We start from the raw sequence: 12,743 nt of genomic DNA, 5'->3' as shown, positions 1-12,743 counted from the left end.
ATGACCTCCGTGGCTATCCCTCAAACCCCGGCGGGAGGTTCGCCGTTACGCAGGTTTTCCAACCTGTTGTATCGCCGACCGAATTTTTACCTGTCGCTGCTGCTGGTGCCGCCGCTGCTGTGGTTCGGCGCGATCTATCTCGGTTCGCTGCTGGTCCTGCTGTGGCAAGGCTTCTACACCTTCGATGACTTCACCATGGCGGTCACCCCCGACCTGACCCTGGCGAACTTCGCAGCGCTGTTCCAGCCGTCGAACTTCGACATCATCCTGCGCACTCTGGGCATGGCCGTTGCCGTGTCGATCGCCAGCGCCATCGTCGCGTTTCCGATTGCCTATTACATGGCGCGTTACACCACCGGAAAGACCAAGGCGTTTTTCTACATCGCGGTGATGATGCCGATGTGGGCCAGTTACATCGTCAAGGCCTACGCCTGGACCTTGCTGCTGGCCAAGGGTGGTGTGGCGCAGTGGTTCGTTCAACACTTGGGGCTGGAGCCGCTTTTGCAATTTGTGTTGGGCATTCCGGGGGTGGGCGGCAGCACGCTGTCGACCTCGCATCTGGGCCGTTTCATGGTGTTCGTCTACATCTGGCTGCCCTTCATGATCCTGCCGATCCAGGCTTCGCTGGAACGCCTGCCGCCGTCTCTGCTGCAGGCTTCCGCCGACCTCGGTGCCAAGCCACGTCAGACCTTTATGCAGGTGATTCTGCCGCTGTCGATTCCAGGCATCGCGGCCGGTTCGATCTTCACCTTTTCGCTGACTTTGGGCGACTTCATCGTGCCGCAACTGGTGGGCCCACCGGGCTACTTCATCGGCAGCATGGTCTACGCCCAGCAAGGCGCGATCGGCAACATGCCGATGGCGGCCGCCTTCACGTTGGTGCCGATTGTGCTGATCGCCATTTACCTGTCCATTGTCAAACGACTGGGGGCCTTCGATGCACTCTGACAAAGCCTCTATCGGTCTGCGCATCGCGGCCTGGGGCGGGTTGGTGTTTCTGCACTTCCCGATTCTGATTATCTTCATGTACGCCTTCAACACCGAAGATGCGGCCTTCAGCTTTCCACCCAAGGGTTTCACCCTGAAGTGGATCGGCGTGGCGTTCTCGCGGCCCGACGTCCTGGAGGCGATCAAGCTGTCGGCTGAAATTGCCGCCATCGCAACGCTGATCGCGATGGTCCTCGGCACCCTCGCCTCGGCGGCGTTGTACCGGCGCGAGTTCTTCGGCAAGCAAGGCATCTCGCTGATGCTGATCCTGCCGATTGCGCTGCCCGGGATCATTACCGGTATCGCGCTGCTGGCGACGTTCAAGACGCTGGGGATCGAGCCGGGGATGTTCACCATCATCGTCGGCCACGCGACCTTCTGTGTGGTGATCGTCTACAACAACGTCATCGCCCGGTTGCGTCGCACTTCTCACAGTTTGATCGAAGCGTCGATGGACCTTGGCGCCGATGGCTGGCAGACCTTCCGCTACATCGTCCTGCCGAACCTCGGCTCGGCGTTGTTGGCCGGCGGCATGTTGGCGTTTGCGCTGTCGTTCGACGAAATCATCGTCACCACTTTCACCGCCGGCCATGAACGCACCCTGCCGCTGTGGCTGCTCAACCAGCTCAGCCGCCCACGGGACGTGCCGGTGACCAACGTGGTCGCGATGCTGGTGATGATGGTGACCATGCTGCCGATTCTCGGCGCGTATTACCTGACCCGGGGCGGTGAAAGCGTGGCGGGCAGTGGCGGGAAATAACTGACAACTCAATAGGTGAACCGAATCTCGTAGGAGCGAGCGGTGCGACGATTCGACTTGCCCGCGAAGGCGGTGTGCCAGTCAACATCAATGTTGGATGTAATGGCCTCTTCGCGGGCAAGCCTCGCTCCTACAAGGGATTCGGTTTCGGCAGAAAAATAACAGTTTCGATGAGGACAACGTCATGCAAACCAAACTATTGATCAACGGCCAACTGATCGACGGCGAAGGCCCCGCCCAACCGGTGTTCAACCCGGCCCTCGGTCGTGTGCTGGTGGAAATCAACGAAGCCAGCGAAGCCCAGGTCGATGCCGCCGTGCGTGCCGCCGACAGCGCCTTCGAAGGCTGGTCGCAAACCACACCCAAAGAACGCTCATTACTGCTGCTCAAACTCGCCGACGCCATCGAGGCCCACGGCGAAGAGCTGGCCAAACTGGAATCGGACAACTGCGGCAAACCGTACACCGCCGCGCTGAACGACGAGATCCCGGCGATTGCCGACGTGTTCCGTTTCTTCGCCGGTGCCAGCCGTTGCATGAGCGGTTCGGCGGGCGGCGAATACTTGCCCGGCCACACCTCGATGATCCGCCGCGACCCGGTCGGTGTAATCGCCTCCATCGCGCCGTGGAACTACCCGCTGATGATGGTCGCCTGGAAAATCGCCCCGGCCCTCGCCGCGGGTAATACCGTGGTGCTCAAGCCGTCGGAACAAACCCCGTTGACCGCCCTGCGTCTGGCTGAACTGGCGTCGAAAATCTTCCCGGCCGGTGTGCTCAACCTGGTGTTTGGTCGGGGTCCTACGGTGGGCAGCCCACTGGTCACCCACCCGAAAGTGCGCATGGTCTCGCTGACCGGTTCGATCGCCACCGGTTCGAACATCATTTCCAGCACCGCCGACAGCGTCAAACGCATGCACATGGAACTGGGCGGCAAGGCCCCGGTGATCATCTTCGACGACGCCGATATCGACGCCGCCGTGGAAGGCATTCGCACCTTCGGCTTCTACAATGCCGGCCAGGACTGCACCGCGGCTTGCCGCATCTACGCGCAGGAAGGCATCTACGACAAATTCGTCGAGAAACTCGGCGAAGCGGTCAGCAGCATCAAGTACGGTTTGCAGGATGATCCATCGACCGAGTTGGGTCCGTTGATCACTGCGCAGCACCGTGACCGCGTGGCCGGGTTTGTCGAGCGTGCCGTGGCGCAACCGCATATCCGTTTGGTCACCGGCGGCAAGGCTGTGGAGGGCAATGGTTTCTTCTTCGAGCCCACCGTGTTGGCTGATGCTCAGCAGGACGACGAGATCGTGCGTCGCGAAGTGTTCGGGCCGGTGGTGTCGGTGACCAAATTCACCGATGAGGCACAAGTGCTGGGTTGGGCCAACGATTCGAACTACGGACTGGCGTCGTCGGTCTGGACCTCGGACGTCGGCCGTGCGCATCGCTTGGCAGCACGCTTGCAGTACGGCTGCACGTGGGTCAATACGCACTTCATGCTGGTCAGCGAAATGCCTCATGGCGGTCAGAAACTGTCCGGCTACGGGAAGGACATGTCCATGTACGGGCTGGAGGACTACACCGTCGTTCGGCATGTGATGTTCAAGCATTAAAAGCTTCGTCGGATCGCCGCCCGGAGCAAGCCCGCTCCCACAGTTGATCGCATGCCCCTGTAGGAGCGAGGCTTGCCCGCGAAGGCGTCACCTCGGCTTCAAGGAAGAAACCGGCATCACGCACCACCAGGTTTCAAAGCCAGAAAACCAAAACAATAACCACCGATCCGGGCAGCGCCTTCAAGGCCCCGCCACGGTTTCGGACATCCGAAATCTGCCGATTTTCCGGAGCTGACACACCATGAGTACACCCGAACTCTCCCCATTCGTTGCCGACAGCGATGCCGAGCAGCTACGCAAACTGGGTTACACCTCGAACTTCAATCGCAGCATGAGCCTGTGGGAAAACTTCGCCCTGGGCTTCACTTATCTCTCTCCGGTCGTAGGGGTTTATACCCTGTTCGGCCTGTGCCTGGCCGCCGGTGGGCCACCGATGTTCTGGGCCTATTTGCTGGTCGGTTGCGGCCAGTTGCTGGTGTGCCTGATCTTCGGTGAAGTGGTCTCGCAGTTCCCGATTTCCGGCGGCGTCTACCCGTGGGCCCGTCGCTTGGTGGGCAAGCGCTGGGCGTGGATGGTCGGCTGGATCTACTCCATCGCCCTGTGCGTCACCATCGCTGCCGTTGCCGTCGGTGCCGGCCCGTACCTGGCCGCGATGATGGGCTTTGAACCGAGCAACAGCACCAACATCGTCATCGCACTGTTCCTGACACTGTTCGCCACCCTGGTCAACCTGAGTGGCACCAAAGTGCTGGCGCGGATCGCCATGTTCGGCTTCCTCTGCGAGCTGGTCGGCGCAGTGATCGTTGGCGTTTACCTGCTGATCTTCGAGCGTCACCAGTCGATCAGCGTCTTGTTCAACACCTTCGATATCAGCATCGATGGCTCGTACCTGCCGGCCTTCCTCACCGCCTCGCTGGCGGGGATGTTCCTGTACTACGGCTTCGAGGCCTGCGGCGATGTCGCCGAAGAAACCCCGAACCCGAGCAAACAAATCCCGGTGGCGATGCGCATGACCATCTACATCGGCGGCATCGCGGCGATGTTCGCCTGCCTGGCGCTGATCCTCGCCGTGCCGGACATGCAAGCCGTGATCAACGGCACCGACAAAGACCCGGTCACCACCATCCTCAACAACGCCTTCGGCCCGGTCGGTTCGAAAGTGGTCATGGGCGTGGTGATGATTTCCTTCATCTCCTGCGTCATCAGTCTGCAAGCGGCGGCGAGTCGCCTGCTGTATTCCTACGCCCGGGATGAAATGGTCATCGGCAGCTCGCTGCTGAAGAAAATCTCTCCTACGACGCAGGTGCCAGTTGCTGCGCTGTTCGTATCCGGCGTCCTGCCGGCGCTGATCATCATCCTCGGCTTCTTCCTGCAAGATGCCGTGGCAACCATCGTCAGCTTCGCCGCGATCGGCATCTACCTGGCGTTCCAGATGATCGTGCTCGCAGCGCTTTATGCGCGCATGAAAGGCTGGAAACCGAGCGGCAAATTCACCCTCGGCGCTTGGGGTTGGGCGGTGAACATCGGTGCGCTGGTTTATGGCGTCGGCGCGATCATCAACATGGCCTGGCCGCGCACACCGGATGCGGCGTGGTACATCAACTATGCGATGGTGCTCAGTACGGCGATCGTTATTGGGTTGGGGTTGTTGTACATGTGGATTGCCAAGCCGTATGACCACGGGACTGCGCCTGCGGGGGATGCCTGGAAGGTTAGTCGGTAAGGTTTCTCGGCACCGTTATTGGGGCCTGCGCTGAAATATCCCCTTTCTCACATTCCTAGAGAAAGGGGAGTTATTTACAGCCATAGACTGAAGATAAAACCATCAAAGCAACAGCTCTGCCTGGTCGTGTTTCAGTAAAGATATGCGATCGAAAAGCTTGATTTTTTCATCTGCCTTTTGTCTAGCGTGATCCGACATAAACGCAACGAGTTCCTCTAGCTGACTCACGTTCCCGACCACTTTAAAGGCTTTTTCTTTATTAACGAAAACGAGCGACTTTTTCTTTCGAGACAACAGCTCAATTACGTTACTCAGTGTTCCAGTACTTTTAGCATCCCATATCATCAAGCCGTAATCCGCAGCCTCGGCCATGACAACATCCTTCGCCGTAAAAAAAGCTCGCGACCCTTTGGAGTGCTTGGTTTCCACTGTTCTAGCCGGCCACTCTCCAAGATTGTTTCGCGGGACGACACCACTGCAATAAATAGTAGTTTTGGATCGGGCCAGGCTCAACAAATACTCTTGGATGTATGTGTCGGCTCCGCCTGCATCGCCAACCACGACATCAAACTCTGAATCAACGATATTATTGATACGCTCTTTAACCTTCGGATCAAGGTGCTTGATATTAATAGAGCCCGCAATAAATACAGTTGTCATCTATCTCATTTCCAAGTTAATGCCGCGACGTAAATTTTGCCCACCTTGGGATACTTACGCAAAGCAGCACAGGCGGCATCCATTGACGCCCCACTGTCAAACAAATCATCAACGACCAAAACATTCCAGCAGCCTGTACTGGTAATTTGATCATTCACACTGAAGCTAGCCCCAATAGCAGCAACCTTTTCAGCCTTGGAATGCAAATCTTTAAGCGATTGCCCCGTAGCGGCCTTTCGGAGTAAATCCGAGAATACAGGCTTTCCAATTATTCGACCTGACTCCATGGCCACCTCAGTAACGGGTTGTCGGGCACGAACATTCGAAGCCGGCATAGGAACTACGAATCCTACTTGAGCAAGCTTAGGTAAAACATTCGCAGCTACAGCTTGAGCCAGAGGGCCCACCTGACTCCAATCCTTCTGGTATTTGAGCTGGTAGGTTGCCTGTCCTACCTCGGTACGGTGGTTATCGAAGCGCGGGTTTCCGTGCTCGTCGTCCCCTAGAAAGGTACTACTTATCATGTGCTTGTCCAGCACCCATCCCAGGTCCCAAGGACCGTTTATCTGTTTGAGGGATACTTTCAAGGCGTTCTCCATTTTTAAGCCTGTCCGTTAAGCACCGAAATTTCCTTGGCGCTTTTTGACCATAGGCAATGAAAAATAGAGATTCCAGTCGAACGCCGCGTGGCGCTGACTCTTATGCAAAAACAGGAAATTCCTACAGACCGAACCTTCCGGTAAAAGCACCAATTCCTACAACACGCGGCGCCAGAGTAGACTTGGCGCCGCGAGTGCCTGGACGATAGGCTTCACCGGGTCGCTGCCAAATCAGCGACCCGGTGTCGAAGCCGGAACAAAATCAATATGGCGCAACCGCGCTCCTCCGAGTGGCGGCTCCCTTTTTCAACTTGGAGTCGAAAAAATGCTTAAGCACACGCTAAATCCGTCTGACACCCATCCTCATTTCATCCCTTCCATCTTCACCCGCCACAACCGCTTCCTTCATGCATTCATGCAGGACAACCAAGCCTGGTTCTGCGTCCAGGACCTCGGTCGCTTGATGGGCCGTCCGATGGACCAACGCCTCACTCTTAAACTCGATCCCGATCAACGCCGATACGTCTGGTTGCTGAAGGACGGCAAAACCGTCGAATCGCTGATGGTCAGCGAATCGGGAATGTATGCCCTGCTAGTCCATCATTTCATCCCGGAAAACCGAAACCTGCGCCAATGGTTGAGCAACGAAGTCATCCCCATGCTGCGCAATTCGAGTGAGCCATCTGTGGATAACATTCCAAGCCTGAGTTCGTTGCAGTGGGCAGGCATCTCGGTGCCGCTGCTGCATTGGCAGCATCAAGCGTGGATCAAGTGGCGGGACATGCCCGATCTGATGCAGTCACAACGACCGTTCACGATCGTGGGCACTTGCAGTTGAAGGAAGGGTGAAAAATGAAAAAGGGGCAGACTTCACAGTCCGCCCCCTGGTTTATCGCTCAAAACCTAGAAACACTCCGCATCGCATCCACCAGATACCGCATCGCGATCCGGTCGCTTTCCGATAACTCGCGATACCGCTCCAACAGCTTCATTTCGTCCGAACTGAGGCGATGCCTTCGCCGCCCGGTCGCCAGGCAGGGAAAGATTCCTAACATTTCAGTGATGCCTTGTACCTTCGTCATGGACGATGTCCTTCTATAAGACCGAGAAAACTTCAAAAACCGCATCGCCCTATCCTTTTCATTAGCCGCCGGCCTGAAGGGCAGAAACCGGTCATGAACACAGGATAGGAACTATCGCGGCGCTGAAAAGCGGTTTTTAGAGTAATTAGTCAAAAAAAGCAGAAATGCCCTATAAATCAGAAAGTGCTGTCGGAAAACTTAACCGACATTTCTTGTTTCATTGCCGCACCATCAAAGTGCTACCAATCATTTTTTCTGTGCAACCGAACGGTTTAAGCTATTTGTTATCTGTTTAAAGTCCGTTGCGTTTGGCCGAAGGCATGTCCGAACCGATATTTTTGATCCAGCACGTGCCAGGAACGGCGCGGGATTGTTAACGACAGGTTGTACTTATGCATCGCAGGAATTTGCTCAAAGCGTCCATGGCCATCGCTGCCTACACCGGCTTGTCAGCCACCGGCTTGCTGGCCGCTCATGCCTGGGCGGGCAACGGCGCCGCTGATGGCGAGGCCCAGGCGTTCGATTTCGAGGCCCTGAAGATTCAGGCCAAGCAACTCGCCGGCAATCGCTATCAGGACACCAAGCAGGTGCTGCCGCCGACGCTGGCGACCATGACGCCGCAGAATTTCAACGCGATCCGCTACGACGGCAACCACTCGCTGTGGAAAGACCTGAACGGTCAGCTGGACGTGCAGTTTTTCCACGTCGGCATGGGCTTCAAGCAGCCGGTGCGCATGTACAGCGTCGATCCGAAGACGCGCCAGGCACGTGAAGTGCATTTCCGCCCTTCCCTGTTCAACTACGAAAAAACCACGGTCGACACCAAACAGCTGACCGGCGACCTGGGGTTTTCCGGGTTCAAGCTGTTCAAAGCACCGGAACTGGACAGGCATGACGTGCTGTCCTTCCTCGGCGCCAGTTATTTCCGTGCGGTAGATGCCACCGGCCAGTACGGTCTGTCGGCGCGCGGGCTGGCGGTCGATACCTACGCCAAGAAGCGTGAGGAGTTCCCGGACTTCACCAAGTTCTGGTTCGAGACCCCGGGCAAGGACAGTACCCGCTTCGTGGTCTATGCCCTGCTGGATTCGCCGAGCGCCACTGGCGCGTACCGCTTTGACATCGATTGCCAGGCCGAACGCGTGGTGATGGAAGTGGATGCCCACATCAATGCGCGCACCGCCATCGAACAACTGGGCATCGCACCGATGACCAGCATGTTCAGCTGCGGCACCCACGAGCGCCGCATGTGCGACACCATTCACCCGCAAATCCACGACTCGGATCGCCTGGCGATGTGGCGCGGCAACGGCGAGTGGATCTGCCGGCCGCTGAACAACCCGGCGACCCTGCAATTCAACGCCTTCGCCGACACCGATCCGAAAGGTTTCGGCCTGGTGCAGACCGATCACGAGTTTGCCAATTATCAGGACACCGTCGACTGGTACAGCAAGCGCCCGAGCCTGTGGGTAGAACCTACAACGGCGTGGGGCGAAGGCTCTATCGATCTGTTGGAAATTCCTACGACCGGCGAAACCCTCGATAACATCGTCGCGTTCTGGACCCCGAAAAAACCGGTCGCGGCCGGTGATTCCCTGAACTACGGCTACAAGCTTTACTGGAGCGCCCTGCCACCGGTGGGCACGCCGCTGGCGCGGGTCAACGCGACCCGTTCGGGCATGGGCGGCTTTATCGAAGGCTGGGCACCGGGCGAGCATTACCCTGAGGTCTGGGCACGACGGTTTGCCGTGGACTTCACTGGTGGCGGTCTGGACCGCTTGCCGGAAGGCGCGGGGATCGAGCCGGTGGTGACGTGCTCGAACGGGCAGGTGAAGGATTTCAACGTGTTGGTGCTGGATGACATCAAGGGTTATCGGATTACCTTCGATTGGTACCCGACCAATGACAGCGTGGCGCCGGTTGAGCTGCGGCTGTTCATTCGCACCAATGACCGGACGTTGAGTGAGACCTGGTTGTACCAGTATTTCCCGCCGGCGCCGGATAAGCGTAAGTACACCTGATAGCTACAGGTTGTCTGGGCCGGCCTCTTCGCGGGCAAGTCGGATCGCCGCACAGCTCGCTCCTACGGGTTCGGAGAGGATTGCTTTTGCCCCTGTAGGAGCGAGCGGTGCGGCGATCCGACTTGCCCGCGAAGACGGCCTGACAGATGACAAATAATCCGGCCCAGAAACACAAAAGCCCCGATCACATCGATCGGGGCTTTTTGTTTTTACAGCCGCATTCAGTCGCGCAAATCCGACTCATGAATCGGCTGTTCGCGATGGGTCGCCCGCTGATACTGCGCCGGCCAGATCGCCTTGCGGCCACCCAAATCATCATCCGCGTGCAGCGGCCAATACGGATCACGCAACAGTTCCCGCGCGAGGAAGATGATGTCCGCCTGGCAGGTGCGCAATATGTGCTCGGCCTGGGCTGGCTCGGTAATCATGCCTACCGTACCGGTGGCGATGCCTGACTCCTTGCGCACACGTTCGGCGAAACGGGTCTGATAACCCGGTCCTGTAGGAATTTCCGCGTTGGCTGCCGTACCGCCCGACGAAACGTCTATCAGGTCCACGCCCAGGTCTTTCAGGCGTCGTGCCAACTCTACCGTTTCATCCGGGTTCCAGCCGTCTTCCACCCAGTCGGTGGCCGACACTCGCACAAACAACGGCAGTTCTTCAGGCCATACCGCACGTACCGCTTCGGTAACCTGCAGCACCAGCCGGATCCGGTTCTCGAACGAACCGCCATATTGATCGCGTCGCTGATTGCTCAGGGGCGAAAGAAACTGATGCAACAGGTAACCGTGAGCGGCGTGTACTTCGACCACTTTGAAACCGGCGGTCAGTGCCCGCTTGGCTGCGGCGACAAAGGCCTGAATGACTTCGGCGATCTCGCCTTCATCAAGCTGTTTAGGGTGGGTGTGTTGCGGGTCAAAAGCAATCGGTGAAGGGCCTACCGGCACCCAGCCACCGTCTTCGGGTTTGATGCTGCCATGCCTGCCGATCCACGGCCGATGAGTGCTGGCCTTGCGCCCGGCGTGCGCCAGTTGAATGCCGGCCACCGCCCCCTGAGCGGCGATGAAGCGCGTGATGCGTTGCAGGGGTTCGATCTGTTCGTCATTCCACAAGCCGAGATCCTCGGCGGTGATGCGCCCGTCGGCCGTGACCGCTGTGGCTTCAGTAAAAATCAGACCGGCGCCGCCAACGGCGCGGCTGCCGAGATGGACCAGATGCCAGTCATTGGCCAGCCCATCGACGCTGGAGTACTGGCACATCGGTGACACGGCAATGCGGTTGAGCAGGGTCAATTGACGAAGGGTATAGGGTTCAAGCAGCAGACTCATGGGGCACCTCTCGAATCAGTGGGCAGGCTCCAGGGTTCTGTTTGAAAAGTCGACGAGTGACAGGAAAAAGGCGCGGCACCCGCCCCCGCGGGCAAAAATTGGACAAGACGTCACAAGGATAATCAAGCAGTGCTTAGAGCCTAGTCGACATCGGGGGATGAGGGAGGGTTCCAAGAAATTCGGCGTAAGGGAAATCGCTTTCGCGGGCAAGCCTCGCTCCTACGGATACCGACACCTGTAGGAGCGAGGCTTGCCCGCGAATGGCTCAACGCGGTTCGATGTGGGCAATCATCAGCTGCACAGTCTCGTTGCCGCGAAACTCGTTGAGGTCGAGTTTGTAGGCCAGTTCCACCCATTTGATGGTCGGGTTCGGCCAGATGTCGCGATCAATGCCGAAGGCAATGCCATCAAGTTTCACCGAGCCGCATTCGCTTTTCAGCACCACTTTGAGATGTCGCTCACCAACGACCCGCTGTTCAACCAACTGAAACACGCCATGGAACAGCGGCTCCGGGAAGTGCTGCCCCCAAGGTCCGGCATGCCGCAGCGCGCGGGCCAGTTCCAGGTGGAATTCCTCGACCGCCAGCGGGCCGTCCGACAGCAGACGCCCAGTCAGGTCTTCTTCGCGCAATTGCCTGCGCACTTCAGCGTCAAAGGCCTCGGCGAACAACGGAAAGTTCGCTTCCGGCAAGGTCAAACCGGCCGCCATGGCGTGGCCGCCGTACTTGCTGATCAGGTTCGGATGCTGCGCGGCCACTACGCTCAAGGCATCGCGAATGTGGAAGCCCTGAACCGAACGCCCCGAGCCCTTGAGCAAGCCATCGCCGGCATCGGCAAAGGCAATGGTCGGACGGAAATAACGCTCTTTCATGCGCGAGGCGAGGATTCCGATGACACCCTGGTGCCACTCGGGATCAAACAGGCACAAGCCAAACGGCATCGATTCGACCGGTAGATCCTTGAGCTGAGCCAGCGCTTCACGCTGCATGCCCTGCTCGATGGATTTACGGTCCTGGTTCATGCCGTCGAGCTGCACGGCCATTTCCCGCGCCAGACCTGCGTCGTCGGTGATCAAGCATTCGATGCCCAGGCTCATGTCATCCAGGCGCCCCGCCGCATTCAGGCGCGGGCCGACAATGAAGCCCAGGTCGGTCGAGGTGATGCGCGCCGGTTCACGCTTGGCCACTTCGAGAATCGCCTTGATCCCCGGACGGGCTCGCCCGGCGCGAATCCGCTCCAGGCCTTGGTGCACCAGAATCCGGTTGTTGGCATCCAGCGGTACCACGTCGGCAACGCTGCCCAGCGCCACCAGGTCCAGCAATTCGCCGATGTTCGGCTGTGGCGTGCTCGCGTACCAGCCGAGGCTGCGCAAACGCGCGCGCAGAGCCATCAACACATAAAAAATCACCCCGACGCCGGCCAATGCCTTGCTCGAAAATTCGCAACCCGGCTGGTTCGGATTGACGATGGCATCGGCCATCGGCAGTTCGTCGCCGGGCAAGTGGTGGTCGGTGACCAGCACATTCAGGCCAGCCTTTTTCGCCGCCGCGACGCCTTCGACACTGGAAATGCCGTTGTCCACGGTGATCAGCAACTGAGGCGTGCGCGTCAGCGCCACTTCAACGATTTCCGGGGTCAGGCCATAGCCATACTCGAATCGGTTCGGCACCAGGTAATCGACATGCGCCGCCCCCAGCAGCCGCAACCCCAGCACACCCACAGTACTGGCCGTCGCGCCATCGGCGTCGAAGTCGCCGACAATCAGAATTCGCTGACGCTGTTCCAGCGCCGTGACCAGCAGATCCACCGCCGCATCGATGCCTTTGAGTTGCTGGAACGGAATCAGCCGCGCCAGGCTCTTGTCCAGTTCCGCCTCCGATTGCACGCCCCGCGCCGCGTAAAGACGCGTCAGCAGCGGCGGCAGATCACCGAGGAATGGCAGGGTGTCGGGCAACAGGCGAGGTTCAATGCGCATGG

At 58.5% G+C, this 12,743-nt stretch carries 11 protein-coding genes; 6 read left to right on the top strand and 5 right to left on the bottom strand.

Annotated features, from left to right (window positions below):
• The 4 genes from EYC95_RS24430 (at position 1) to EYC95_RS24415 (ending at position 5,079) form a co-directional block, all read left to right on the top strand.
• Positions 1 to 948, top strand: coding sequence for an ABC transporter permease (locus EYC95_RS24430; protein WP_131062596.1), 948 nt, complete (start codon positions 1 to 3; stop codon positions 946 to 948).
• Positions 938 to 1,747: an ABC transporter permease gene (locus EYC95_RS24425; protein WP_131062595.1), complete on the top strand. Its 810-nt coding sequence runs from the start codon at positions 938 to 940 to the stop codon at positions 1,745 to 1,747. The genes EYC95_RS24430 and EYC95_RS24425 overlap by 11 nt, the downstream gene beginning before the upstream one ends.
• A gap of 184 nt (positions 1,748 to 1,931) precedes the next feature.
• A complete protein-coding gene (locus tag EYC95_RS24420; RefSeq protein ID WP_131062594.1) occupies positions 1,932 to 3,356 on the top strand; it encodes a gamma-aminobutyraldehyde dehydrogenase in 1,425 nt (474 codons plus the stop codon).
• Positions 3,357 to 3,597: 241 nt separating this feature from the next.
• On the top strand, positions 3,598 to 5,079 hold the full coding sequence (locus EYC95_RS24415; protein WP_131062593.1) for an APC family permease: 1,482 nt from the start codon (positions 3,598 to 3,600) through the stop codon (positions 5,077 to 5,079).
• Between the two features lie 102 nt (positions 5,080 to 5,181).
• On the opposite strand, the gene EYC95_RS24410 is transcribed toward EYC95_RS24415, so the two are convergent.
• A complete protein-coding gene (locus EYC95_RS24410) occupies positions 5,182 to 5,739 on the bottom strand; it encodes a hypothetical protein (RefSeq protein ID WP_131062592.1) in 558 nt (185 codons plus the stop codon).
• 5 nt (positions 5,740 to 5,744) lie between these two features.
• On the bottom strand, positions 5,745 to 6,326 hold the full coding sequence (locus EYC95_RS24405) for a ComF family protein (protein ID WP_131062591.1): 582 nt from the start codon (positions 6,324 to 6,326) through the stop codon (positions 5,745 to 5,747).
• Positions 6,327 to 6,663: 337 nt separating this feature from the next.
• Here EYC95_RS24405 and EYC95_RS24400 point away from each other — a divergent pair, with 337 nt between their 5' ends.
• Positions 6,664 to 7,176, top strand: coding sequence for a Bro-N domain-containing protein (locus EYC95_RS24400; protein ID WP_131062590.1), 513 nt, complete (start codon positions 6,664 to 6,666; stop codon positions 7,174 to 7,176).
• 58 nt (positions 7,177 to 7,234) lie between these two features.
• On the opposite strand, the gene EYC95_RS24395 is transcribed toward EYC95_RS24400, so the two are convergent.
• On the bottom strand, positions 7,235 to 7,420 hold the full coding sequence (locus EYC95_RS24395; RefSeq protein ID WP_131062589.1) for a hypothetical protein: 186 nt from the start codon (positions 7,418 to 7,420) through the stop codon (positions 7,235 to 7,237).
• A 392-nt stretch (positions 7,421 to 7,812) separates the two neighbouring features.
• Between EYC95_RS24395 and EYC95_RS24390 the strand changes: the two genes are divergently transcribed.
• Positions 7,813 to 9,438 (top strand): glucan biosynthesis protein D, encoded by a 1,626-nt coding sequence (locus EYC95_RS24390; protein ID WP_131062588.1) that lies wholly within the window; start codon positions 7,813 to 7,815, stop codon positions 9,436 to 9,438.
• A gap of 221 nt (positions 9,439 to 9,659) precedes the next feature.
• Here the strand turns inward: EYC95_RS24390 and EYC95_RS24385 are convergent, their stop codons facing one another.
• Both EYC95_RS24385 and recJ read right to left on the bottom strand, forming a co-directional pair.
• The gene (locus tag EYC95_RS24385) at positions 9,660 to 10,766 is read right to left on the bottom strand and encodes an NADH:flavin oxidoreductase/NADH oxidase (RefSeq protein ID WP_131062587.1); all 1,107 of its coding nucleotides are present in this window, start codon (positions 10,764 to 10,766) and stop codon (positions 9,660 to 9,662) included.
• 265 nt (positions 10,767 to 11,031) lie between these two features.
• Positions 11,032 to 12,741 (bottom strand): single-stranded-DNA-specific exonuclease RecJ, encoded by a 1,710-nt coding sequence (gene recJ, locus EYC95_RS24380; protein ID WP_131062586.1) that lies wholly within the window; start codon positions 12,739 to 12,741, stop codon positions 11,032 to 11,034.
• Positions 12,742 to 12,743 lie beyond the last annotated feature (2 nt).

The organism is Pseudomonas sp. BGI-2, from assembly GCF_004310295.1.
Taxonomy (GTDB): domain Bacteria; phylum Pseudomonadota; class Gammaproteobacteria; order Pseudomonadales; family Pseudomonadaceae; genus Aquipseudomonas.
Note: the sequence above shows the minus strand (reverse complement) of the source record. Positions and strands in the feature narration are given on the sequence as shown.

What these genes read in the sequence shown, in the direction of transcription:
- EYC95_RS24430 (WP_131062596.1), top strand. Translation starts at nt 1, where the DNA reads ATGACCTCCGTGGCTATCCCTCAAACCCCGGCGGGAGGTTCGCCGTTA.
- EYC95_RS24425 (WP_131062595.1), top strand. Translation starts at nt 938, where the DNA reads ATGCACTCTGACAAAGCCTCTATCGGTCTGCGCATCGCGGCCTGGGGC.
- EYC95_RS24420 (WP_131062594.1), top strand. Translation starts at nt 1,932, where the DNA reads ATGCAAACCAAACTATTGATCAACGGCCAACTGATCGACGGCGAAGGC.
- EYC95_RS24415 (WP_131062593.1), top strand. Translation starts at nt 3,598, where the DNA reads ATGAGTACACCCGAACTCTCCCCATTCGTTGCCGACAGCGATGCCGAG.
- EYC95_RS24410 (WP_131062592.1), bottom strand. Translation starts at nt 5,739, where the DNA reads ATGACAACTGTATTTATTGCGGGCTCTATTAATATCAAGCACCTTGAT.
- EYC95_RS24400 (WP_131062590.1), top strand. Translation starts at nt 6,664, where the DNA reads ATGCTTAAGCACACGCTAAATCCGTCTGACACCCATCCTCATTTCATC.
- EYC95_RS24395 (WP_131062589.1), bottom strand. Translation starts at nt 7,420, where the DNA reads ATGACGAAGGTACAAGGCATCACTGAAATGTTAGGAATCTTTCCCTGC.
- EYC95_RS24390 (WP_131062588.1), top strand. Translation starts at nt 7,813, where the DNA reads ATGCATCGCAGGAATTTGCTCAAAGCGTCCATGGCCATCGCTGCCTAC.
- EYC95_RS24385 (WP_131062587.1), bottom strand. Translation starts at nt 10,766, where the DNA reads ATGAGTCTGCTGCTTGAACCCTATACCCTTCGTCAATTGACCCTGCTC.
- recJ (WP_131062586.1), bottom strand. Translation starts at nt 12,741, where the DNA reads ATGCGCATTGAACCTCGCCTGTTGCCCGACACCCTGCCATTCCTCGGT.